The organism is Streptomyces sp. IMTB 2501, assembly GCF_001953885.1.
Classification (GTDB): domain Bacteria; phylum Actinomycetota; class Actinomycetes; order Streptomycetales; family Streptomycetaceae; genus Streptomyces.
Genome location: NZ_MQUS01000039.1, coordinates 17,528 through 38,431, shown reverse-complemented (window position 1 = coordinate 38,431; position 20,904 = coordinate 17,528). Strand labels below are relative to the sequence as shown.

The 20,904-nt window shown below is 67.9% G+C and carries 22 protein-coding genes and 2 pseudogenes; 19 read left to right on the top strand and 5 right to left on the bottom strand.

Annotated elements, in window-relative coordinates:
• Nucleotides 1–111: 111 nt before the first annotated feature.
• From AV521_RS40560 to AV521_RS51780, 10 genes and pseudogenes are all read left to right on the top strand, one after another.
• Nucleotides 112–519: an ATP-binding protein gene (locus tag AV521_RS40560; protein WP_076096362.1), complete on the top strand. Its 408-nt coding sequence runs from the start codon at nt 112–114 to the stop codon at nt 517–519.
• A complete protein-coding gene (locus tag AV521_RS40555) occupies nt 513–836 on the top strand; it encodes a hypothetical protein (RefSeq protein WP_256725903.1) in 324 nt (107 codons plus the stop codon). The genes AV521_RS40560 and AV521_RS40555 overlap by 7 nt, the downstream gene beginning before the upstream one ends.
• A 177-nt stretch (nt 837–1,013) precedes the next feature.
• The gene (locus tag AV521_RS51790; RefSeq protein WP_256725902.1) at nt 1,014–1,148 is read left to right on the top strand and encodes a hypothetical protein; all 135 of its coding nucleotides are present in this window, start codon (nt 1,014–1,016) and stop codon (nt 1,146–1,148) included.
• Between the two features lie 15 nt (nt 1,149–1,163).
• Nucleotides 1,164–2,333: a cupin domain-containing protein gene (locus AV521_RS40550; protein WP_076096277.1), complete on the top strand. Its 1,170-nt coding sequence runs from the start codon at nt 1,164–1,166 to the stop codon at nt 2,331–2,333.
• Nucleotides 2,330–3,214, top strand: coding sequence for an aldo/keto reductase (locus AV521_RS40545; RefSeq protein ID WP_076096276.1), 885 nt, complete (start codon nt 2,330–2,332; stop codon nt 3,212–3,214). The genes AV521_RS40550 and AV521_RS40545 overlap by 4 nt, the downstream gene beginning before the upstream one ends.
• A 19-nt stretch (nt 3,215–3,233) precedes the next feature.
• Complete coding sequence (locus tag AV521_RS40540; RefSeq protein WP_256725901.1) at nt 3,234–4,034, top strand: hypothetical protein; 801 nt, start codon at nt 3,234–3,236, stop codon at nt 4,032–4,034.
• A gap of 59 nt (nt 4,035–4,093) precedes the next feature.
• A pseudogene (locus AV521_RS53040) lies at nt 4,094–4,431 on the top strand (NUDIX domain-containing protein).
• A gap of 126 nt (nt 4,432–4,557) precedes the next feature.
• On the top strand, nt 4,558–6,426 hold the full coding sequence (locus AV521_RS40530; protein WP_256725900.1) for a molybdopterin-dependent oxidoreductase: 1,869 nt from the start codon (nt 4,558–4,560) through the stop codon (nt 6,424–6,426).
• A gap of 149 nt (nt 6,427–6,575) precedes the next feature.
• Nucleotides 6,576–6,860, top strand: a pseudogene (locus AV521_RS52440) (helix-turn-helix domain-containing protein); the annotation flags it as partial.
• A gap of 286 nt (nt 6,861–7,146) precedes the next feature.
• Nucleotides 7,147–7,668, top strand: coding sequence for a transposase (locus AV521_RS51780; RefSeq protein ID WP_256725899.1), 522 nt, complete (start codon nt 7,147–7,149; stop codon nt 7,666–7,668).
• Nucleotides 7,669–7,913: 245 nt separating this feature from the next.
• Here AV521_RS51780 and AV521_RS40520 read toward each other — a convergent pair whose 3' ends face one another.
• Complete coding sequence (locus AV521_RS40520; RefSeq protein WP_079249648.1) at nt 7,914–9,203, bottom strand: glycosyltransferase 87 family protein; 1,290 nt, start codon at nt 9,201–9,203, stop codon at nt 7,914–7,916.
• A 182-nt stretch (nt 9,204–9,385) separates the two neighbouring features.
• Nucleotides 9,386–9,670, bottom strand: a complete 285-nt coding sequence (locus tag AV521_RS40515) for a hypothetical protein (RefSeq protein ID WP_256725898.1) — start codon at nt 9,668–9,670, stop codon at nt 9,386–9,388.
• Nucleotides 9,671–9,714: 44 nt separating this feature from the next.
• Here AV521_RS40515 and AV521_RS49800 point away from each other — a divergent pair, with 44 nt between their 5' ends.
• From AV521_RS49800 to AV521_RS40505, 3 genes are all read left to right on the top strand, one after another.
• A complete protein-coding gene (locus AV521_RS49800) occupies nt 9,715–10,191 on the top strand; it encodes a hypothetical protein (protein WP_179023755.1) in 477 nt (158 codons plus the stop codon).
• 349 nt (nt 10,192–10,540) lie between these two features.
• Complete coding sequence (locus AV521_RS40510) at nt 10,541–11,854, top strand: S9 family peptidase (protein WP_256725897.1); 1,314 nt, start codon at nt 10,541–10,543, stop codon at nt 11,852–11,854.
• A gap of 621 nt (nt 11,855–12,475) precedes the next feature.
• Entirely contained in the window at nt 12,476–13,198 is a 723-nt protein-coding gene (locus tag AV521_RS40505) for a hypothetical protein (protein WP_256725896.1), read from the top strand.
• Nucleotides 13,199–13,275: 77 nt separating this feature from the next.
• Here AV521_RS40505 and AV521_RS40500 read toward each other — a convergent pair whose 3' ends face one another.
• From AV521_RS40500 to AV521_RS40490, 3 genes are all read right to left on the bottom strand, one after another.
• Nucleotides 13,276–13,650, bottom strand: coding sequence for a hypothetical protein (locus AV521_RS40500; protein WP_076096270.1), 375 nt, complete (start codon nt 13,648–13,650; stop codon nt 13,276–13,278).
• Nucleotides 13,651–13,760: 110 nt separating this feature from the next.
• Nucleotides 13,761–14,843, bottom strand: a complete 1,083-nt coding sequence (locus AV521_RS52435) for a cell wall metabolism sensor histidine kinase WalK (protein ID WP_076096267.1) — start codon at nt 14,841–14,843, stop codon at nt 13,761–13,763.
• Nucleotides 14,840–15,538 (bottom strand): response regulator transcription factor, encoded by a 699-nt coding sequence (locus tag AV521_RS40490; protein WP_076096265.1) that lies wholly within the window; start codon nt 15,536–15,538, stop codon nt 14,840–14,842. The genes AV521_RS52435 and AV521_RS40490 overlap by 4 nt, the downstream gene beginning before the upstream one ends.
• 167 nt (nt 15,539–15,705) lie before the next feature.
• Between AV521_RS40490 and AV521_RS52430 the strand changes: the two genes are divergently transcribed.
• The 6 genes from AV521_RS52430 (at nt 15,706) to AV521_RS40460 (ending at nt 20,888) form a co-directional block, all read left to right on the top strand.
• On the top strand, nt 15,706–16,716 hold the full coding sequence (locus AV521_RS52430) for a DUF1259 domain-containing protein (protein WP_107481150.1): 1,011 nt from the start codon (nt 15,706–15,708) through the stop codon (nt 16,714–16,716).
• On the top strand, nt 16,713–17,078 hold the full coding sequence (locus AV521_RS40480) for a hypothetical protein (RefSeq protein ID WP_076096264.1): 366 nt from the start codon (nt 16,713–16,715) through the stop codon (nt 17,076–17,078). The genes AV521_RS52430 and AV521_RS40480 overlap by 4 nt, the downstream gene beginning before the upstream one ends.
• Nucleotides 17,079–17,167: 89 nt before the next feature.
• Entirely contained in the window at nt 17,168–18,214 is a 1,047-nt protein-coding gene (locus tag AV521_RS40475; protein ID WP_076096261.1) for a YncE family protein, read from the top strand.
• Between the two features lie 171 nt (nt 18,215–18,385).
• The gene (locus AV521_RS40470; protein WP_256725895.1) at nt 18,386–19,063 is read left to right on the top strand and encodes an ATP-binding cassette domain-containing protein; all 678 of its coding nucleotides are present in this window, start codon (nt 18,386–18,388) and stop codon (nt 19,061–19,063) included.
• Nucleotides 19,060–19,845 (top strand): iron export ABC transporter permease subunit FetB, encoded by a 786-nt coding sequence (fetB, locus tag AV521_RS40465; protein WP_076096260.1) that lies wholly within the window; start codon nt 19,060–19,062, stop codon nt 19,843–19,845. The genes AV521_RS40470 and fetB overlap by 4 nt, the downstream gene beginning before the upstream one ends.
• 452 nt (nt 19,846–20,297) lie before the next feature.
• Entirely contained in the window at nt 20,298–20,888 is a 591-nt protein-coding gene (locus AV521_RS40460) for a Chromate resistance protein ChrB (RefSeq protein ID WP_218639403.1), read from the top strand.
• Nucleotides 20,889–20,904: the final 16 nt, after the last annotated feature.

Below are 20,904 nucleotides of genomic sequence, written 5' to 3'. Positions count from 1 at the left end.
TGGCGTCGCCGGGCAGGCCAGGCTCCCCTCGGCGGCAATGGAGGAGAGTCCCGCTCGTACCCCCGTTGCGAGCGGGACGTCCAGCCCCGAGGAGACGACCCCGTGAGCGTCATGACCAGACCCACCACAGTCGGACCGCCCGGTTACACCGAAACCCTCCCCTGTGAGCCCGAGGCGGCCCGCCGTGCCCGACGACTCGTGTCGGCCGCACTGAACACCTGGGGCATAGGCGAGATGGCCGATGCGGGCACGCTGATCGTCTCCGAGCTGGTGGGCAACGCAGTCCGCCACACTCCATGCCGTTTGATCCGGGTGTCCATCCGGCGCGTCACCAACGACCTCGTGCGTATCGGCGTCACCGACAAATCCCAGGCTCTGCCGAAAATGGGTCCGGTCGATGCCGGCGATGAGGCTGGGCGCGGCCTCGTACTGATCGACGCGCTGTCGCACCGCTGGGGCTACGACAAAAAGCGCTGGGGCAAAACCGTCTGGGCGGAGCTGGCGGTCCCGACGTGCTGACCCTGCGACTGCTGCCCGAAGACGAGTTGGCGGGCGTCGCCGATCCGGAGCAATGCGTGGAGCTGGCCGTACCTCGCCGTATGCAGGGCACGATCACCGTCCGCACCCTGCGCCTGACCCCCGCCGACCTCGTGCGGCTACGCACGGAAACCGATCTGGCGCTGGCAGATATCCGGACCGAAGTCATGCGCGCCGAGGCCGCGTGGCGCGGACGACTCGCGCAGTGGCACGCCGAAGGGCGAGCCGCCGTCGAGGCCACTGAGCTGGACACGGCGCTGCTCTCGCTCGTCCTGGAGGGCCTGCGGGCCTCCCTGTAGCACCCACGACCCCGCCCGGTATACCGAAGGACGGCGCCGGGCGGTACGGCGTCCTCTCGTCTCCCCATGTGGGCGGGCGCCGCTCCAGATGCGCTGTCTGCAACCGGCACAGCGGATCTGGCCAAGACCTCTCGCTCTGGCTGGGTGGGAGGAGGCCGAGAGAAACAGGAGTGCACGATGCCCGAGAACGTCGTCATGCAGCCCGCCGAGGACGGGCTGATCGTCTCCCGGAAGTCCATCGCCGCCGCCCGTGCCCGTGCCGAGCAGCCCTCCGACGGCGGCTCGACCGGTGTCTCCGACACCAACGACTGAGCGGAGCCGACAGAAGTGACCGCCTTCTTGAAGGTGGTCGAACGCCTCGGTGGGGACTTCCCCACTGGGGCCTTCGGCCGCACTTACCGCGTCTGGCGCAGCATCGCGGACTTCTCGTCTGTCCTGACGTGGGACGACCTCAACACCGTCATCGGCCGGGGCCGCCTTGAACCGCCTCGCCTCCGTCTTCACCGCGACGGGGAACTCATCCCCTGGCAGCGCTACGCCAGCGCTGTCACCACCCGCAGGAACGTGGTGTGGCAGCGCGTCCAGCCCTCGCGGCTGCACGGCCAACTCCACGACGGCGCCTCACTGGTCCTGGACTCCGTGGATGAACTCCATCAGCCCGCTGAACGCTTGGCGCAGGCCCTCGAAGCGGTCTTCCGCGGCCGTGTCCAGATCAACGCGTACGCCTCCTGGACTGCGACGGAGGGCTTCGGTACCCACTGGGACGATCACGACGTCATCGTGGTCCAACTCGATGGAGCCAAGCGGTGGCGCCTGTACGGGCCGACCCGGATCAACCCGCTCCACCGTGACACCGAAGCCCCGGAACCTCCGGCAGACGAGTCCATCGAAGAGATCATCCTGGGCGCCGGCGACATGCTGTACCTGCCCCGGGGCTGGTGGCACGCGGTGGCGGCCGCCGAGGGTCGATCCCTGCACCTGACGTGCGGACTCCAGACCACGACCGGCGCCGATCTGCTGGGCTGGCTCTCGGACCGGTTGCGAACGTCGGAAACCGTACGTGCGCACCTGCCCGTCTTCGCCCCGCCGCAGGAACAGGCCGCCTACCTCGAACTCCTCCGCAAGGAAGTCGCGGATGCCCTCCACGACGGAGCGATCGGAGACTTCCTCACCGCGCGGGACGGCATCGAGCCGGGCCGCCCCATGCCGTCACTGCCGTTCCTCGGCACCGTACCGGCGAGGGACGACGTGCATGTCCGGCTCACCACGGCGCGAGCCCAACTAACTGACAACGATCAGGGCCAGGCCGTGCTCCTCGCCGGCGGCGAAGAGTGGACGTTCGCCCCGTCCGTGCGCGCTGTGCTGTCCCTTCTCCTCGACGGCTCCTCGACGCCACTGGGGCACCTCGCGGAAACGAGCGGCCTCACTCTCGGACAGGTCGCCGGGCTCGTCACGGAACTGGTCAACGCAAACGTCGCGGCGGTGAGCGAGCCGTGACCCCCGACCTCGCACTGGGAACATACCGGTGTCGGGACATTCCTCAGGCGGCCGTCCACGCGGTCGCCTGCGGGGCATCCTGGATCGACACCGCCCCCAACTACCACCACGGCCGCGCCCAGACCCGGCTCCAGCCAGTGCTCGTCGGTAACCCGGGTCTGCGTGTGTCGACGAAGGTCGGATTCCTCACCCCCGACATTGCGACAGCTGCCAGCGACGCGGGAGCCGTAACACCGACCGAAGCCGCTTCAGGCCACTGCCTCACACACCGCTACGTCGCCTGGCAGAGCCGCCGCAACGTCGCAGAGCTGGGCCGCGCGCCGGACATCGTCTTCGTCCACAACCCCGAACGAGCCGACCGCCCTCACGACGCCATCACCAGCGCCTTCACCGCTCTCGAAGCCGAGGCCCGCGCTGGACGAATCGGAGGCTACGGCGTCGCCACCTGGACCGGCTTCGACGGCACGTTCAGTGTCGCTGACGTGCTCGACATCGCTACCTGCCGCGGAGGCCCCGGGCATCACCTGGTTGCCATCCAGCTCCCCGTATCGCTGGTCATGCTGAAACCGGTCGCCCACGCCCTGGAGTGCACCGGCCCTCTGGCTGAGGCGACCGCAGCCGGCCTGGACACGTTCATCTCCGCGCCTTTGCACGGCGGAGAACTCCCCGCCTTGGTCACCGCCGAGCTCGCCCGACTCATCGCCCCAGGCGCCACGTCGGCCGAGGCAGCGCTACGCGTCACCGCGTCCACCCCGGGGGTGAACCAGATCCTCCTGGGTTCCGGGCATGCGCAACACTGGGAGGCCGCCCATCGCGTCCTCGCTCTACCTTCGCTCCCGGACAAGACCCTGCATGAGGTGATCGATGTTCTCGGCGCCTGACGACGCCACCGCCCGACGCATGCGTACCGCCAGGGCATTCGTGTGCACCACTCTCACGCTGATCGACCTCGCCGCAGAACCCATCTGGGGTTACGCCGGCCGGACCCTCTCCGGAGCCGTAACCAGCGCGCAGGGCACCGGCTGGCTCCGCGTCGTCTCGGGGCGCCCCGACAAGGCACACGGGAAACTTTGGGACGGCCCGAAGACCGCCCAGGAGCTGCTTCCTCCAGTGATTCCCCGTCCTGTCCTCGACGACGTCCACGACTGGCAGGCCGCCGGCTGGGCGTACCGTGCCGAGCTGTATCAGCACACGGACGCGACCGTCATCGCCCGCTCACCGGTCCTCGAACACGATCCGGCCCTTCCCAAGGCATGGTGGGCGGGGCTCCGGACTGCGCTCGACTCCCTCGCCAAGGTCCACACCGAGCGCATCGCCGTACGCGAGGAGTACATCCGCCGGGCCGTCCCCGAATACACAGGCTGCGATGTCGGTCAGATCGAGTGGTCCACCGCCCATGGCGATTTCCATTGGTCCAATCTCGGCGGTCCCGACCTCACCATCCTGGACTGGGAAGGCTGGGGGCAAGCCCCGGTCGCCTTCGACGCCGCCCAGCTCTACCTCTACTCCCTCCACACCCCCGCCACGGCCGCACGCGTCCGCCAGACCCTCGCCCACATCCTCGACACCCCAGCCGCACGCATGGCAGAACTGACCATCTGCGCCCAGGTACTGCAGGCCGCCGACCGCACACCGTTCTACAAGGAACTGGCGGGCCCGGTGAAGGAGTACCTGGACGCGACACACGAAAGGATGAGGTGAGAGCGGCTCAGCCGACAACCGACGACCAGCCCAAAGCCCTCCCGCCCGCCCTCGAGTCCATGACCCTGCTGGTTGCCGCCGTCATCGTCCACGACAAGGCCACCAACGCAGCCAGAACGCCAAGTTCACCCAAGGCATGTGGGACCTACCTGTCGGCAAGAGCGAGCCTGGCGAGCCCATCGCCCAAACCGCGGTGCGCGAGCTGTACGAGGAGACCGGCCTGACCGTGAAGCCTGCAAGCCCTCAGTGGTCAGCTTCGGAAGTCATTCGGGGGTTGGCTCCGGAGCCGTTGCCGTGTGTGGCGTGCGATTGGGTGAGACACATCGCTGTCGAGCGTAGGAGCTGCGGTTGGGCCGCTTGGCCGTGTCACGCTGAAGCCCATACTCATGGTCCTTGAGGACACCGGGACGCTCTGGTCACGGAAGTGGCTGGCCGGCGATCCACCGGGTCAGCTGCATCATGGTCGCCAAGTCCCTCGTCTCGTCGGTCCGGGCGAGGAGAGGAAGTTCCGCCGCGCACGAGGGTGCTGGAGCCGGTGGAGGGCTCTATTGACGGCATGCGGAGTGAGGGCCTGGACGCGTGCCTTGGGAGGCTGAGGGTTGTGTCGGACGAGGCGGGTTCGACGGGTGCGGAGGACCGTCCGCACGCGTCGGGGGCCTCCGACCGGTTCCCACCCGGCTTCCGCTCGGGGCTGACGGAGGGTACGGATGTCATCGATGTGGTGACGTGGTCGGGCTCGGTGCCGGCGGCGGGCGGGGTGGCGCCGAGGGTGCGCCTGGGCAACCGGTGGTTCAACCTGCTGTGGCTGCTCCCGCTCGGCTTCGTTGTCTTGCTGGTATGCGTCGCCGTGGCCAAGGGGCTGCGGGGCATGCCGTCGGTCCAGCAGTTCATCACCGAGCATCCCGGCACTGGTCCCGTCGCGGCCCATGACGATTACGCGGGCCTTCCGGCGTGGGCCCGCTGGTTGCACTTCTTCAACCTGTTCTTCATCCTGTTCATCCTGCGGTCGGGGCTGCAGATTCTGAGCGACCATCCGCGCCTGTACTGGACCCGGCACTGCACCCCGGGACGGGAATGGTTCCGCATCCAAAAGCCTGTGCCCGCCGACCCGCTGTGGACCGCGAAGCAGGACTCCATCAGCTTGCCCGGCCAGGTCGCGCTGCCCGGAATCCGGCACTCGATCGGCCTGGCCCGGTGGTGGCACCTCGGAGTAAGCACGCTGTGGCTTCTCAACGGACTTGTCTTCTACCTGCTGCTCTTCATCACCCCGCAGTGGAAACGCCTGGTCCCCACGAGCTGGACGGTGTTCCCCGACGCCTTGTCGACAGCCATCCAGTACCTGTCGCTGGACTGGCCGCGGAACGACAGCTGGGTGGCCTACAACGGGCTGCAACAGCTGGCCTACTTCGTCACCGTTTTCGGCGCGGCACCCCTGGCTCTCATCACTGGGCTGGGCATGTCGCCAGCGTTGTCGACCCGGTTCCGGCGGATCAGCCGGGTGCTGAGCATCCAGACCGCACGGTCGCTGCACTTCCTGGTCTTCAGTTGGTTCCTGCTGTTCATCGTGATCCACGTCAGCCTGGTCTTCACCACCGGGCTCCTCACCAACCTCAACCTCATCAGCAGCGGCCGCAACGACAACAGCTGGCTGGGATTTGGGATCTTCGTCGGATGGATGACGGTGGTCGTTGCCGGATGGGTCGTTGCGACACCGTTCACTCTGCGTCATCCGCGGGTCGTACAGCGCGTCGGCTACGCCCTCATCGGCGGTGTGCAACGCTGGTTCGAGCATGTGGACGTCCGTCCCGGCGCCTACACCGCCAAGGACATCTCTCCCTATTTCTGGCACAACGGCCGCTACCCCGACTCCGCCGAGTACAAGGCCCTGCAAGAAGGCGGGTTCGCCGACTACCGGCTGCGCATCGGCGGCCTGGTTGCCCACCCGGCCGAGCTGTCTCTCGACGAGTTGCGGAAACTGCCCGTCCATGAGCAGATCACGCAGCACTTCTGCATTCAGGGATGGTCGGGAGTCGCCAAGTGGACAGGCGTTTCCATGTCCGTGATTCTCGACCTGGTCATGCCCGGCCCGCAGGCCAGGTGGGTGGTGTTCTACTCCTTGGGGGAAGGCGCCGACGGCGGTACCTACTACGACGCCCATCCCATTGAGCACATGCGTAGCAAACTCACCATGCTCGCCTACGGCATGAACGACCGGGCACTGCCGTTCGGTCATGGTGCCCCGCTGCGGCTGCGGAACGAGGTCGAACTTGGCTTCAAGCAGGTCAAGTGGATCAAGGCGATCGAGTTCGTCGCCGACTTCTCCGACATCGGCAGCGGATTCGGCGGCTACAACGAGGACCACGAGTTCTTTGGTTACCGGCAGTCCCTCTGACCCTGATCTCGATAGGCTGCCGGGTGCCGCGACAGCCTGCGATCGGTAAGATCCACTTCTGCTGATCGGCCTGCCTGCCTTGTCCGTTGCCGTTGCCTGCCCGATATCGCCGACGGCCTCGCAGAGGCACCGGCTGAAGAAGATGGCCTATGGCCACAAGACTCCCTACCAAGCCCGGATGCGCGCGCACGTCGTGCCCCACGCGGCCAGAGGCCGCTCCAACGCGCGAGACGGGACTGCACCCGGACACCGGCCGGACCTGGCGGCGCCGGTTCGCCGAGCAGGACATGCCCGGACTGGCCGACCGCCGGCGCCCCGGGCACCCGCCCTCGTTCACCGCGCTGCAGACCGCCCAGGTCAAGGCGCTGGCCTGCCAACTGCCCGCCGAAACCAGCACTCCACTATCCCGCTGGTCGTGTCCGGAAGTGGCCCGTGAAGCCATGGAGAGGGGCATCGCCCCGGCCGTGTCCGCGTCCACCGTGCGCCGCTGGCTGGCTCAGGACGCGCTCAAGCCCTGGCAGCACCGCTCCTGGATCTTCATCCGCGACCCCGATTTCCGCCCCATCGCCGCCCGTGTGCTGGACCTGTACGCCCGCACCTGGCAGGGCGAACCGCTCGGAGTGGACGAATACGTCATCAGCGCCGACGAGAAGACCTCCGTCCAGGCCCGATGCCGATGCCGATGCCGATGCCACCCTGCCACCGGGCCGGGCCCGGGCGATGCGGGTCAACCACACCTACGGACGCGGCGGCCCCCTGGCCTACCTCGCCGCCTACGACGTCCACCACGCTCGGGTGTTCGGCCGCACCGAGCCCAGGACCGGCATCAACCCGTTCATGAACCTGGTCGCCCAGGTCATGAGCCAGGAGCCCTACGCCGGTGCCAAGCGGGTGTTCTGGATCGTGGACAACGGCTCCTCCCACCGCGGGAGGAAGGCCGTCGACCGGTTGGCCAGCGTTTTCCCGAACGCGGTCATGGTCCATACCCCGGTGCACGCCTCCTGGTTAAACCAGGTGGAGATCTACTTCTCCGTCGTCCAGCGGAAGGTCGTCTCACCCAACGACTTCACCGACCCCACCGAGGTCAGGGACCGGCTCCGAGCCTTCGAAGACCGCTACAACGCCACAGCACAGCCGTTCCAGTGGAAGTTCACCACTTCCGACCTGGACGATCTGCTGGCCAGGCTCGACCGGCACACCGCCGATTGCCGGGAAGAATCCTCCGCCGTGCCAGCTACGTGATCAACCCCCGAAGGACTTCCGGAGCCGACCACTTAGTTGCGCACCCGACTACCCTCGAACACCAGGCAGCTTTTGGACTCGGCCGGGGCAGCGTCAAAAGCGGTCCGCCGCATCAGGGGAACATCGGGCCTGATCGTGCCGACCAGATGGCCAGCCATCTCATCTCGGCTGCCAGCGCGGGTCAAGGGGTAGGGCGGCAGTAATGGAAGTGTAGGAAATCCTCTCTTCCCAGCTCGGCTGGCGCCTCACTGTGCCAGGCACTCCCCGTTCCGGTTGCCGACCGGTGGATCCGACTGAAATCCCTTTGCAGCAATCCTACTGAGGTACCAGAAGGTCGCCGCATAGACGATAACTGCGATCCACACATAGAGGTTATTGCAGACCAGCGTGCTCCATTCAGCTTGGGAGGTTCGCTGGATGATTCCCATGGGGGGCGTCCTGTCCGGGAGTTTGGACTTTCCGACGATCCAGGAGAAGAACAGCATTACGAAGGCTGCTACAGAGAAGGCAGCCCACGGCCGATGCCCGTGGACGTGATGGACCCCGATCACCAAGAGCAGGATCGCCCAGACCCAATGGTGGCTCCAGGAAAGGGGAGATGCGAGGCAGCCGGCGATGCCCACAACGCTGATCGCCAGCAGTTCCTCACCGCACCAGTGAGCCAGGGCAGCGAAGGTCAGGGCAATAATTACGGTCAGGCCCGAGAGGGTCACCCAAAGCAGTGTCGGCGGATTAGGGACATGCATTTGTCGGGACAGCAGTCCGGCAATAGACTGATTCCCCACATTGGTGGCCGCACCGATGCGATGCGAGTTAAGAAATACCCCTCCCCAGTATTCTGCCGAATCTCTAGGAATGACAAAGAAGCCGATCGCGATCGTGGACAGAATTGTCAGCACGGACACGAGGGCGGCTTTGAATTGGCGTGTCACCACAAAGTAAAAAACGAAGATACACGGTGTGAGCTTGATAGCGGCTGCGATACCGACCCCCGCTCCTCGCATTCTATAAGAGCCATGGGGCGCACAATCCATCATGATGAGGATCAATAGCAGCAGGTTGACCTGCCCGAGCACTACGGTGGTCTGCACCGGTTCGAGCCAGAGAGCGAAACCTCCGACGAGGAACGTCATGGCAAGCCGACCATGGTTGGGCCTGTAGCCCAAGAAGCCCCACGCCATCCAAGCCACTACCAGCGGCGCAGCAAGATTCACACACGTCACCAGGAAGCGCAGTGAATCCATCGAGAAAAACGTGAGCGGCACAAAACACAGCGCAGCGAATGGGGAATACGTGAATTGCAGCCCATCGTAAACGCTGTGATCGTAAAGTGGCAATGATGCCGTGACCCGTTCCGCCCCGGCGCGGTACACCTCTGCGTCGATAAGCCACCATAGATCTTTGGGCCAAACGGTCCACAAATAACCGATGACAGCAAGTGCAAAAATCGCAACTCCGAACACTGACACTCGAATCCGATCTGGAAATACTCGTTCCAGTTCGGTCGCAGCATTGCGCGGTCTGTAACTCTTCACCTAACCGGCCCCCTTGCGGCGAGATAGCACATGAATGAATTGACCATAGCGAATGGCTGCAGGATTCATTCCGATGACGCCCAGCTGTCGGATGGTTATTGCGAGTTTCTTCACTTTAAATAAGCCGTACGAGTGACACGATGAAGCCTGATTGATCAACCGTGTGACGATTTGGCTATCCGTCAGGCGAATATCATGGACAGCGGGGCGAAGGACACCGAGCCGGTGATGCTGCCGAGCAGGTCGTAGCGGTAGGAATCGAGCGAGGGAAGCCGGTGGAAGAGATCGGCGGCGATCTTGCCGATCGCAGCCATGATCACCGCGGTGAGCAGGAAGATGGCCGGCAGCGTCACCCACTCGGGAAAGCCGGTGGTCTTCACGGCGGTGAAGTAGATGACCTGGCCGCTGCTCTGACGCACCTGCACCGGAAACTCGCGTACCAGGATGACGAGAAGCGCGAGCGGCACCGGTGCCCAGCGTGTGAGCCACTGGCAGGAACGATCCCAGCAGGATGAAGTTCGAGAAGGAGCTGAGGTGGACGACGTTGGCGCCCACCCATCTGGTCAGCGCCAGCTCGACGAAAAGCATGGCGGCGCCGGCCAGCAGCAGCATCCAACGCACCCAGCGGTCGGATTGCCTGGTTTCGGTCTGCTTCACGCGCAATTACGGTGCCAGCTTCAGCGCGGCGAGTCGAGGCGACTTGCCACTTTTTCTGTTGATATCTCCAGATTCAGAGAAGTCTTGCGGAACCGGCAACCATGCCGTGGGCGGCGTTGCCGGTGCGCAGTTGGCAGTCGCCGTCGGCGAAGGTCATATCCCTGATGACGTGATGGGCTTCGATCTGTCGACGTCCGCGAACGAGCCCGGCCTCGTAGCTCTCGCTCATCTCACCCCGACGCGACAGGTGACGTCCGGTTCGGTTTCACCTCCGCCGGCTGCGGCCCGCACGGGCATCGACGCACCCACGCGTGCAGCGGCCAGCCTGTAGGACATGGACGGCCCTGACCTTCGCCTTCGCCGCCCTCGCGCACCCAGCCGCCTACGACGCTCAGTCTGCGTCCGCCGCCAGTGGTCTGCGGCATGGGTTGCCGGTGCCGCAGTGTGGTTGCCGGTTGCACTGTGGTGGCTCTGTTCACGAGAACTTGTGAACTTTCGATTCGTCCAGGGACGTGGACTGCTGCCCAAGCTGATGGAGAGCGGAAGCCCGTCGAGACGTGGCTTCGCCGCAATCGGAGCACGCGCGACGGGCGCCTCGGACGGCGGATCTCCACAGGCGCGTTGATTGGGAGTGATGCCAGGGTGAGGCAGAACACGTTCGCTGGAAGGGGTCTCTACCCGTGCGGATACACAGCCTGCTCCACCTCCCGGTGACTCGCACCGGCAGAGTGCCGCGCCGCCGCCAGGCGGGCCGCCTGTGCGCCGCCGTGTTCGCCACCGCGCTCACTGCGGTGGGAGGCAGCTGCGCCTTCTCACACCAGGTGGACATCACCGGGACTGTTGACACCTCGGACCGGCGGATGCCGTCGGGAGTGACCATGGTGGGCCACACCTACCAGGTGCCCGATCCGCTGCCGGCCGCAGTGCCGGGCTCGCTGATCGCCGCGACGGACCACGGCCCCGATGCGGGACTGGAGGGTGCGCGGCGCTGGACGGTGCTCTATCACTCCACCAACGCCCGTGGCGCGGACATTCCGGTCAGTGGCACGGTGCTGGTGCCACCCGGTGCCGCGCCCAGGGGCGGTCGGCCGGTGGTGTCCTGGGCACACGGAACGACCGGTGTGGCCGACGCCTGCGCGCCCTCCCAATCAGCGAATCTGGGCTCGGACGCCTTCGCTCAGGAGCTTCGCGCGTTCCTTCGCGCCGGGTATGTGGTCGCTGCCTCGGACTACCCCGGGCTGGGCACCCCTGCGGTGCACACCTACCTGGTTGGCGCGGACGAGGGCAACGCCGTCGCCGACATCGTCACCGCGGCCGGCCGGCTCGTGCCCGGCCTGTCGCCGGTGTGGTTCGCGGTGGGGCACTCACAAGGGGGCCAGGCTGCGCTGTTTGCCGCCCACGCCGAGCGTCCGACGGATAAGCAGCGCCTCGGCGCGGTGGTCGCCGTTGCGCCGGCCAGCCACCTGGAGGCGATGCTCGCCGGAGTGAAAACGTCTCACGTGCCCAGCGAGCTGTCCTTCGCGTTCTACTCCCTGGCGGGACTGGCCGCTCTCGACCCCTCGGTGAATCTGCGTTCGCTGTTGGGCTCCGCGGCCGCAGCGACCGCTTCCCACGTCCTCGCCGACTGCGTGACGGACAGCGATCCCGTACTCAACGGCCTGGACACCGAGCGGATGCTGCCGCTGAGCACGGAGCAGATGCGGCAGATGGGCGAGCGGATGGGCGCCTACGGCGACCCGGACCGCTCCGCCGTGCCCGTCCCCGCTCTGGTCGTCCAGGGCCGGGCCGACCAAGACGTGCCGCCCGCCTGGACCGACGCGGTCGTCGCGCACCTTCGTCGCCTGGACTCACCCGCCATCCTCTACCGCACCTACCCCGGTGCGGGCCACAACCAGGTTCTCGGCCAGTCCGTCTGCGACGTCCTGGCCTTCCTCCATGCCCACGGCGGGGCCCGGCCCGACGCATGCACCACCTCGCGTACCGCCGCGAGATGAACCCGTCTGCCGCCACCGGCTCCGGCTTCCGAGGTAAGCCGAAAGCGACCACGATGGTCCGGTACGTCGTACGGCTGGGAAGGCAGTCCATGCACGGATACGACGCCGGCGCCGGCAACAGCGCAGGGCACTCGTGCGAGTCCGCTCTTGCGCGTCAGGCAAGAACCGCAGAACCCCGGGACATGCCCGGGACGCCGGTGGCGGAGCCGACTGATCGGCACCTTCGAATGAGACCAACCCTCTGCATACGCTCGTGGGCGACAACGTCAACAGGGACTCCACAGATGTCCCGTCCCAGCCATCGCTGCATCTGCCCACGTCACAGCCTCGGCCAACGGCAAGATCACATGAGACTGGCCAGATCTCCCTGCTGTGGCGCCCGGCGTCCAGCGACAGGATGCTGAGGAGGAGGTGGTTCTGGTGCACGATCTCTTCCATTCGGCCTGCCCCCGGCGTCCCGTTGCCGCGGCTTGCGTCGCGGGGAGCCTGGCGCTCGTGCTCACGGCGTGCGGTTCCGACGCCCCCCGCACCCCCTCCACACCCAGCATGTCCATGCCGCCCCCAGCGTCAATGCCGAGCGGGGGCCGCCAATCGATGACATCGATGCCCAGCATGAGCGGCATGCCCACCGGGAACGGCCTGGCCGACCGGCAGGACGGCTACACCCTGGCCTCGGACACCAACCGCCTCCCGGCCGGAAAGACGGCCACGTACCGGTTCGCCATCACCAGCTCCAGTGGCAAGCCGGTCACCGTCTTCGCCCTCGACCAGACCAAACGGCTGCACTTCTATGCGATCCGCTCGGATCTGACCGGCTTCCAGCACGTCCATCCGACCATGGCGAGTGACGGCACTTGGACCGCGAGCCTGGCCGCCCTCCAGCCCGGTTCCTGGCGGCTGTTCACCCAGTTCATGCCGGACACCGGACCGGGCAAGGGCCAGGACTTCGTCCTCAGCCGCACTGTGACCGTCCCCGGCTCCGCACCCACCACCGCCCTGCCGGCACCCGCGTCCTCCACCACTTCCGACGGCTACACCCTCACCCTCAGCGGCGATCTGAAAGCGGGCACGGCCAGCCCGCTGACCGTCACGGTCCACAAGGACGGCAAACCGGTCACCGATCTCCAGCCCTACCTCGACACCTACGCCCACCTCACTGCCTTCCACCAAGGCGACGAGGCGTTCGCCCACCTCCACCCGCAGACCAAGGTCAACGGCAGCCACGGCGGCCCCACTCTGGACTTCATGACCGCCCTGCCCGCCTCCGGCAACTGGCGACTGTTTCTGCAGTTCCAGACCGCGGGCACCCTCCACACCGCCGCTGTCACCCTGCACGTCAGCTGAGCAGCCCGTTCACCTGGTACTTGACAAGGAGGCGGCGCTCGTCGCGAGGGCCCGCCCTCATGAACGCCTTCTCGCCGTCAGATGGTGATGACGTTCACCGCCAGTGAGACGAGGGTGGCGAGGGCCCGGGTCTGGGCGTAGCGGCGTGGGTCCGCTGGGAGGCGGACGTCGGCGTACAGGCCGAGGAAGACGTAGGTGAGAACGGGGGCGGCCCAGTCGTTGGCGGAGAAGCCCGGCAGGCCGTCCTTGTTCAGTGGCGTCATGTTCGCGGACATCCGCCACAGGTACACGGAAGCCGCGGACAACACCGCGACCGCGGCCATGTCGGCCCATGCCGATCGGGGAAGCCGCCAGACCGCCACGGCGAGCGCGAGGACGCCGGTGATGGCGGCGGTCAGCCCGATATGGGCGGTGCTGAAGATTTCGGACGACGAGGCGACGGCAAGGACCATGGCTTTTCCTGATGAGCTCGTGCGGATGCTGAATGACTCGTGTGGATGGACGCTCCCCGCAACTCGGATCCCGCAAAACGTAACCATGGCTGCATGGCGTTTGGGACCCATCAAACCGATGCGGCCGACCGTGGCAGTGCCGGGAGGGAGATCCATGCGACTGCGCCGCCGTCGGGGTGGTTGTAGGCGCCGTACTGTCCGCCGGCGGCGCGGGCGATGGCGGCGGTGATGGCCAGGCCGAGGCCAGTGCCGCTCGTGGAACGGGATCGGTCGGCCTGGGTGAAGCGGTCGAAGGCGTGCAGGAGGAAGTCGGGCGGGAAGCCGGGGCCGTGGTCGCGGACCTCCATGCGGACCCGTTCCCCGTCGCAGTGGGCGGTCACTTCGACAGGGGCGCGGCCGTGCTGCTGGGCGTTATGGATCAGGTTCGTCACCGCCCGGTCCAAGCGGTCGACCGGAACAGCGGCGGTCAGTCCGGCAGGGCAGTCGACCGTGATGACCTTGCCGGGCGAGCCGTTGCGCAAGCGGGCCGCCACCCGGTGCAGAACGGGGGCGAGATCGGGTACCGCCGACCCGACGGCAGTGGTGTCACGACGGTCGGTGCGGGCCAGGAGCAGCAGGTCCTCGGCGAGCTGGACGAGCCGTTCGGTCTCCTCGTGCGCGGAAACGAGGGCGGCGTGCAGTTCGGCGGCGTCTCGGGGGTGCCGTAGGGCGAGTTCGATCTCCGTGCGCAGCAGGCTCAGCGGGGTGCGCAGCTCGTGGCTGGCGTCGGCCACGAAGAGCCTCTCGTGGTCCAGGGCGGTCTGGAGCCGGGTGAGCATACCGTTGAGGGTGGTGGCCAGGCGGGCGATCTCGTCGCGGCTGGGCGGTACATCGAGGCGGTACTCGGGCGTGTCCTCGGTGACGGCGGCGGCCTGGGTGCGCATGCGTTCCACCGGGCGCAGAGCCGCGGCGGCCAGCAGGTACGCGCCGATCGTCGCCAGCACGAACACGATGGGCAGCGCGGTGAGCAGCTCGCGCACCAAGTCGTCCGAGGCGGCCTGCTGGGCTTCCCGGGCCACGCCCGTCGCCGTTCCGTATTCGGACTGGGCCTCGCGGAAGCGGCTGAGGGTGAGGTAGCCGGCACCGGCCAGCACCAGGCCCATCACGGCGGCGAAGATTGCGGTGAGGCGGATGCGGAGCGGGATGCGGTTCATGTCGTCCGGGTCGGGGTGGGGCCGCCGTCGGGGCGGATGCGGTAGCCGGTGCAGCGGACGGTCTCCACGGACCGGGCGCCGTAGGGGCGGTCGATCTTGGCGCGGAGGGTCTGGATGTGGCCGTCGATGACGTCGGGACCTGAGCTGGTGCCGGGGTCCCAGCAGTGTTCCACAAGCGTGGAGTGGGTCAGGACGGTGCCGGGGCGGCGCATCAGGGCTTCGAGGAGGGCGTGTTCCTCGGAGGTCAGGGGGATCTCCTCCTGACCGCGGTGTACGGTCCGTGTGGCCGGGTCGAGGGTGAGGTCCCCGGCGGTGAGGACGGTGGGGCGTTCGACGGGACCACGTCGGATCAGGGCTCGCAGCCGGGCCAGCAGTTCGTCGCGGCTGAAGGGCTTGGGGAGGTAGTCGTCGGCTCCGTCGTCCAGGCCATGGACGCGGTCGGTGACAGCATCCGTAGCGGTCAGCATCAGCACAGCCAGCCAGTTGCCGCGTCGCCGGAGGGCGGCGCAGACCTCGAAGCCGTCCAGACCAGACAGCGTTGCGTCCAGCACCATCGCGTCGAAGGTGTCGACGTCGGTCAGAGCTATGGCCTGCAGCCCGTCCACGGCTGTGTCGACGGCGTACCCCTCTTCGGTCAGCGTTCGATGCAACAGGCCCCACGTCTTGGGTTCTTGCTCGGCGACCAGGATCCGCATGTGGCTTCCTCCTGTTTCATTGCGTCGTTTGGGGCTCCCACGGTCCTGGCCATTGATGAAGCTGTCGTGAAGACACCCGGATGGGGGACTCTTCATGCCAGCTTCATCAACGGCGGTTTGTCTGGCCACCCAGGCACCATCGACGACGATCTCGATGAGGAGTGGTCATGTCACCCCGTACACGTATGAAACCGGCCGCCGGGACGGCCGCCGCGCTTCTTCTGGTGGCGGGCGCCGGCCTGCTGACAGGCTGCGGCAGCGACACCGACAACGACAACGACGCAGCCGCCGCTGATACCAGCATGGTGGCGGACCAGACCTCCATGCACGGCCATGCCCAGCAGCCCGTGCAGACCACCGAGGCCGACTGGAAGCCGGTCGCCGACACTCTCGGCCGTACCGGCACCCTGATGAAGGGCACCGTCTACCGCATCCCGCTGCCTCGCAAGGACCTCAAGGTCACCACCGAGGGCGTCACCGTCAAGCCCGGCCTCTCCCTCGGCGGATACCTGGCTTTCGCCAAGTACAAGCACGAGACCATGCTCATGGGCGACCTCGTCATCACCGAGGACGAACTGCCCAAGGTCACCGACGCGCTCCAGGCTGCCGGCATAGAACAGACCGCCCTGCACAAGCACCTGCTCCAGCAGTCCCCGGCGATCTGGTGGACGCACATCCACGCCATGGGCGACCCGGTGAAACTCGCCCAGGGCATCAAGGCAGCCCTGGCCCAGACCTCCATCCCGCCCGCCTCACCGCCCGCGCCCACCCAGCCGCCCATCGACCTGGACACCGCCGGCATCGACAAGGCGCTCGGCCGCAAAGGCACGGCCGACGGCGGCATCTACAAGTTCTCCATCGCCCGCAACCAGACCATCACCGACGGCATGCACGTGCTCCCGCCCGCCCTCGGCATCACCACCGGCATCAACTTCCAGCCGCTGGGCGACAACAAGGCTGCCATCAACGGCGACTTCGTCATGACCGCACCCGAGACTCAGAAGGTCATCCAGGCGCTGCGCAAGGGCAACATCGACATCGTCGAACTCCACAACCACTCCTTCGACGAACAGCCCCGCCTGTTCTACCTGCACTTCTGGGCCACCGCCGACGGCGTCACCCTCGCCAAGGCCCTGCGCCCGGCCCTGGACGCGACCGACCCGGCTCCCGCGTCGTGATCGGCTGGGGTCAGATCGGCTACGGCGCGGCGCTGTCGGCGGTGCTCGCCGCCGCCCTCATCGCCGCCGCCCGGGGCCGCACCCGTGCGGTGGTGATGACCGGTGCGCTCGCCGCGGCCATCGGGCCCCTCGCCTGGAACGCCATTCTGCGGGCCGCTCACGGGGACCAGTTCTTCACCGACGCGCCCCTGGTCGTCTTCCCGGTCAGCTGGCAGGACACTGGCTCCGGGGTCTTCACCCTCGCCGCCGCGTCCCTCGGCTACGGGATAGGTCCACTCGGCGGGCAGCCGACGCGCACCAGCATCCGCTATGCGCTCCTGGCCGCCGTCGCGGCCCTGCTTGTCGACACCTACCTGTACTGAACGGCCCGGTCGTCCCGCCGCCGCTCACCGCTCACGGGCGGCGGCGGACTGTCCCTCGCCGCTGCACCGCCGACCCCGAAAGACCGCACATGATCCGTCGCCTCAGCCCCCGCGCCCTGTTGATGCTGGCCATCGGCCTAGCCCTAGCTGTCGCCGCCGCCGTGGCCGGCGTCCTGCTCACCCGCGGCAGCAACCAACCGCCGCCCAAGGCGGCGCTGCCCCTTCAGCCGGTGAAGGAGATCGCCCTGCCGGGCGACAGCTCCCGCTTCGACTACGCGAGCCTCGACCCCGGCCGCGGCCTGCTGTTCATCGCCCACCTCGGCGCGAGCCAGGTCATCGAGGTCGACATCCACGCGGACCGCGTCGTACGGACCATCGACGACGTGCCCGGCGTCCGTGGTGTCCTCGTCGTCCCCGCCCTGCACCGCGTGTACGCCACCGCCGCCGACGCCAACCAGGTCGTGACCCTGGACGAGACCACGGGTACCGCCCTGCACCGCAGCCCCACCGGCGACGGCCCCGACGGACTGGCCCACGACCCCGTGCACCACACGGTGTGGACCACCAACGAATCCGGCGGCTCGGAAACCGTCGTAGACGCCACCACCGGAGCCGTCCGCGGCACCGTCCCTCTCGGCGGGGAGGCAGGCAACGTCGCCTACGACCCCACCACCCGGCAGATGCTCGTCGACGTCCAGACCCGCAACCAGCTCGCCGTCATAGACCCGACCACCCTCCACATCACCCGCCGCGTCCCGCTCCCCGGCTGCGACCACGACCACGGCCTCACCCTCGCCCCCGCCGACCACGTGGCCTTCGTCGCCTGCGACGGCAACGCCCGCCTGCTCACCGTCAACCTGAGCACCTGGCACGTCACCGGCAACGACCAGGTCGGCCAGGACCCCGACGTCCTCGCCTACGACCCCGCCGCCCACCACCTCTACGTCGCCGCCGAGTCCGGCTGGGTCACCACCGCCGACAACCACAACGGGCACCTGACCGTCACCGGCCGCGCCCACCTCGCCGACGGCGCCCACGTCGTCGCCGTCGACCCCACCACCCACCGCAGCTACTACCCCGTCCCGAACGGACCCGGCGGCCACCCCGCCCTCCTCGTCTACGGGCCCACACCGTGATTCCGCCCCTCAACCCTCTTCGCGCCGCCGCTGCGGGTCTAGGCGTCGCCGCGCAAGGGGGCACAGCCGGGCACCGGGACGCCAGAGTCGCTCTGGCAGGCGTCCAGCCCTACTGACACCATCTATCTGACGTAACCTTGGTTGCATATGGTGATGGGTGGAGGTTGCCCCGTGGAGACAAGCGAGTTCGCCCTCCAAGCGGTCACGGTGCGGCGTGGCACAGCGACCCTGCTGGACGCGGTCACCTGCCACATTCCGGCGTCAACCTGCACTGCGCTGGTCGGGCCCAGCGGCGCGGGCAAGACCACCCTCCTGCGCCTCCTCAACCGGCTCGAAGAACCCACGACCGGAACGGTGACCTTCCAGGGCCGTTCGGTGCCCGACTGGAACGTCCTCACCCTGCGCCGCCACGTGACCCTCGTCGGCCAGCAGCCCGTCCTGCTCACCGACACCGTCCTGGACGACCTGCGCGTGGGCCGCCCCGACCTCGACCGCCACGAGGCGGCGACCCTGCTCGACCGCGTCCACCTGCCGTCCGCGTATCTCGACCGCGCCACCACGAACCTCTCCGGCGGCGAGGCCCAGCGCGTCTGCCTGGCCAGGGCACTGGCTGTCACTCCCCAGGTCCTGCTACTGGACGAACCCACCTCCGCCTTGGACGCGGTCGGCACCGCCGCCGTCGAAGACGTCATACGAGGACTGGTCGCCGACGGCCTGACCGTGGTCCTGGTCAGCCACAACACCGCGCAGGCCCGCCGCGTCTCCGATCACGTACTGGTCCTCGACCACGGCTGTCTCGTCGACCAGGGCGAGGCCCACCGCGTCGACTACCTCAGGGAGCCCGCGTGAACCCCGCCGTCCCCACCTGGGCGGGAGTCGCCGCCTCGGCCGCCCTCATCGCCCTGACGATCGCCGTGGCCTGGCGCGGACGCCTCCGCCTGGCCCGCGACATCACCCTCGCCGCAGTCCGCGCCGCACTTCAACTTGCCGCGGTCGGCGCCCTGTTGCTCCTGGTCTTCCAGCACACCGGACTCGCCGGCGCCATCGGCTGGCTCGCCCTCATGGTCCTGATCGCCGGCCGGGTCGCCGCCCGCCGCACCCCCGTCCTGCCGAGGGTCCTCCCCACGGCGACCGCCGCGATCACCGTCGGCACGGCGGCGACCATGGGCACCCTGCTCGCCCTCGGCGTGATCGCCACCCAGGCCCGCGTCGTCATCCCCGTCGGCGGCATGGTCGTCTCCGGCGCCATGCAGGCCACCGCTCTCGCCCTGACCCGCCTGTACGACGAGGTCCGCACCGCCCGCCCCGCCATCGAGGCTCGCCTCAGCCTCGGCCTCGCCGCCACCGAGGCCTTCGCCCCGCACCAGCGCACCATCGTCCGCACCGCCCTGATCCCCGCCCTCGACTCCACCAAGACCGTCGGCATCATCAGCCTCCCCGGCGCCATGACCGGCCTCATCCTCGCCGGAGTCGACCCCTTCACCGCCATCCGCTACCAGATCGTCGTGATGTACATGCTCCTCGCGGCGGCAGCACTCGCCGCCCTCGTCGCGGTCCGTCTGACGGAGCGAGCCCTCTTCGACGAGACTCACCGTCTGCGCCCCCTCGCCGAACCAATGGCAAGCCACTGACTCTGTCCCTGACCCGGCTCTCCTATTTACCGGAAGTATCCGGTGGCGATGCCGATGGTGCCGGGGCGACGTAATCGAGCACGACTCTCGATACGGACCTGAACCAATACGCGCCCGAGCGGCGTTCATCGGTACGTCGGTGGGGGTTACCGTCCAGGCCGGCACGCTACGGAGGCGCGCTTGGCAAGCCAGCCGAGCAGTCACAACAGGGTCGGCCAGCACGCCCGGCGGCCCAGCTCACGTGACGCATCCGTCTGGGGTGATATCAGTGCAGATAGCATGGAGCCTGCGGCTGCATAGCGCGGCCCCGCTCACATGCAACCCTGTTCGGGCTGTGGACCGCGTCACCCACCCCCAGTCTTCCCGACCGCTCGCAAGGCGGCGCAACCAGGGTTACATTTGGGAAGCAGGCCGGTGGCGTCGGCATGGCGAGCGGTTTGGAGGTATCCGAGGTGGCAGACGAACCGGCCGCGCACGGCACCCACGGCACCTCCCGGCCTACCGATGCGAGCGCCGACCGCCCGGGGCAGTGGGTTCTACTGTCCTACCGAATGCCCCGCGAGCCTTCCACGCCGCGGATCGCGGTCTGGCGCAAGCTCAAGCGCCTGGGTGTAGCGCAGATCTCCGATGGGCTAGTCACTCTCCCCGCCGACGCCCGCACTCGTGAGCAGCTGGAGTGGATTGCCGAAGAGGTCACCGAGGCCGGCGGCACAGCAGGCATCTGGCTTGCCCAGCCCGGCACCCGGGCCCAGGAACGAGACCTGGCCGCCACGATGGCGGCCGCCCGCGCTGAGGAGTACCGGAAGATCGTCGACGAGGCTGACGCGCTGGAGGCTGAACCAGCGGCCGAGCGGGAGCGGGCATCGCGGCGGCTGCGCGCCGAGTTGCGGCGCATAGGCCGACGCGACTTCTTCCCCCCGGCCGAACGCGACGAGGCGCACGCCGCCGTCGACCGCCTCACCGCAGGTACCGGCGCGCCCGGTGTCCGTCGCCGGAAAGCACCGGTAGGGTCGTCGGTCTCGCTGAAGGCTCCAAAGCAGTAGACATACACACCAGCGG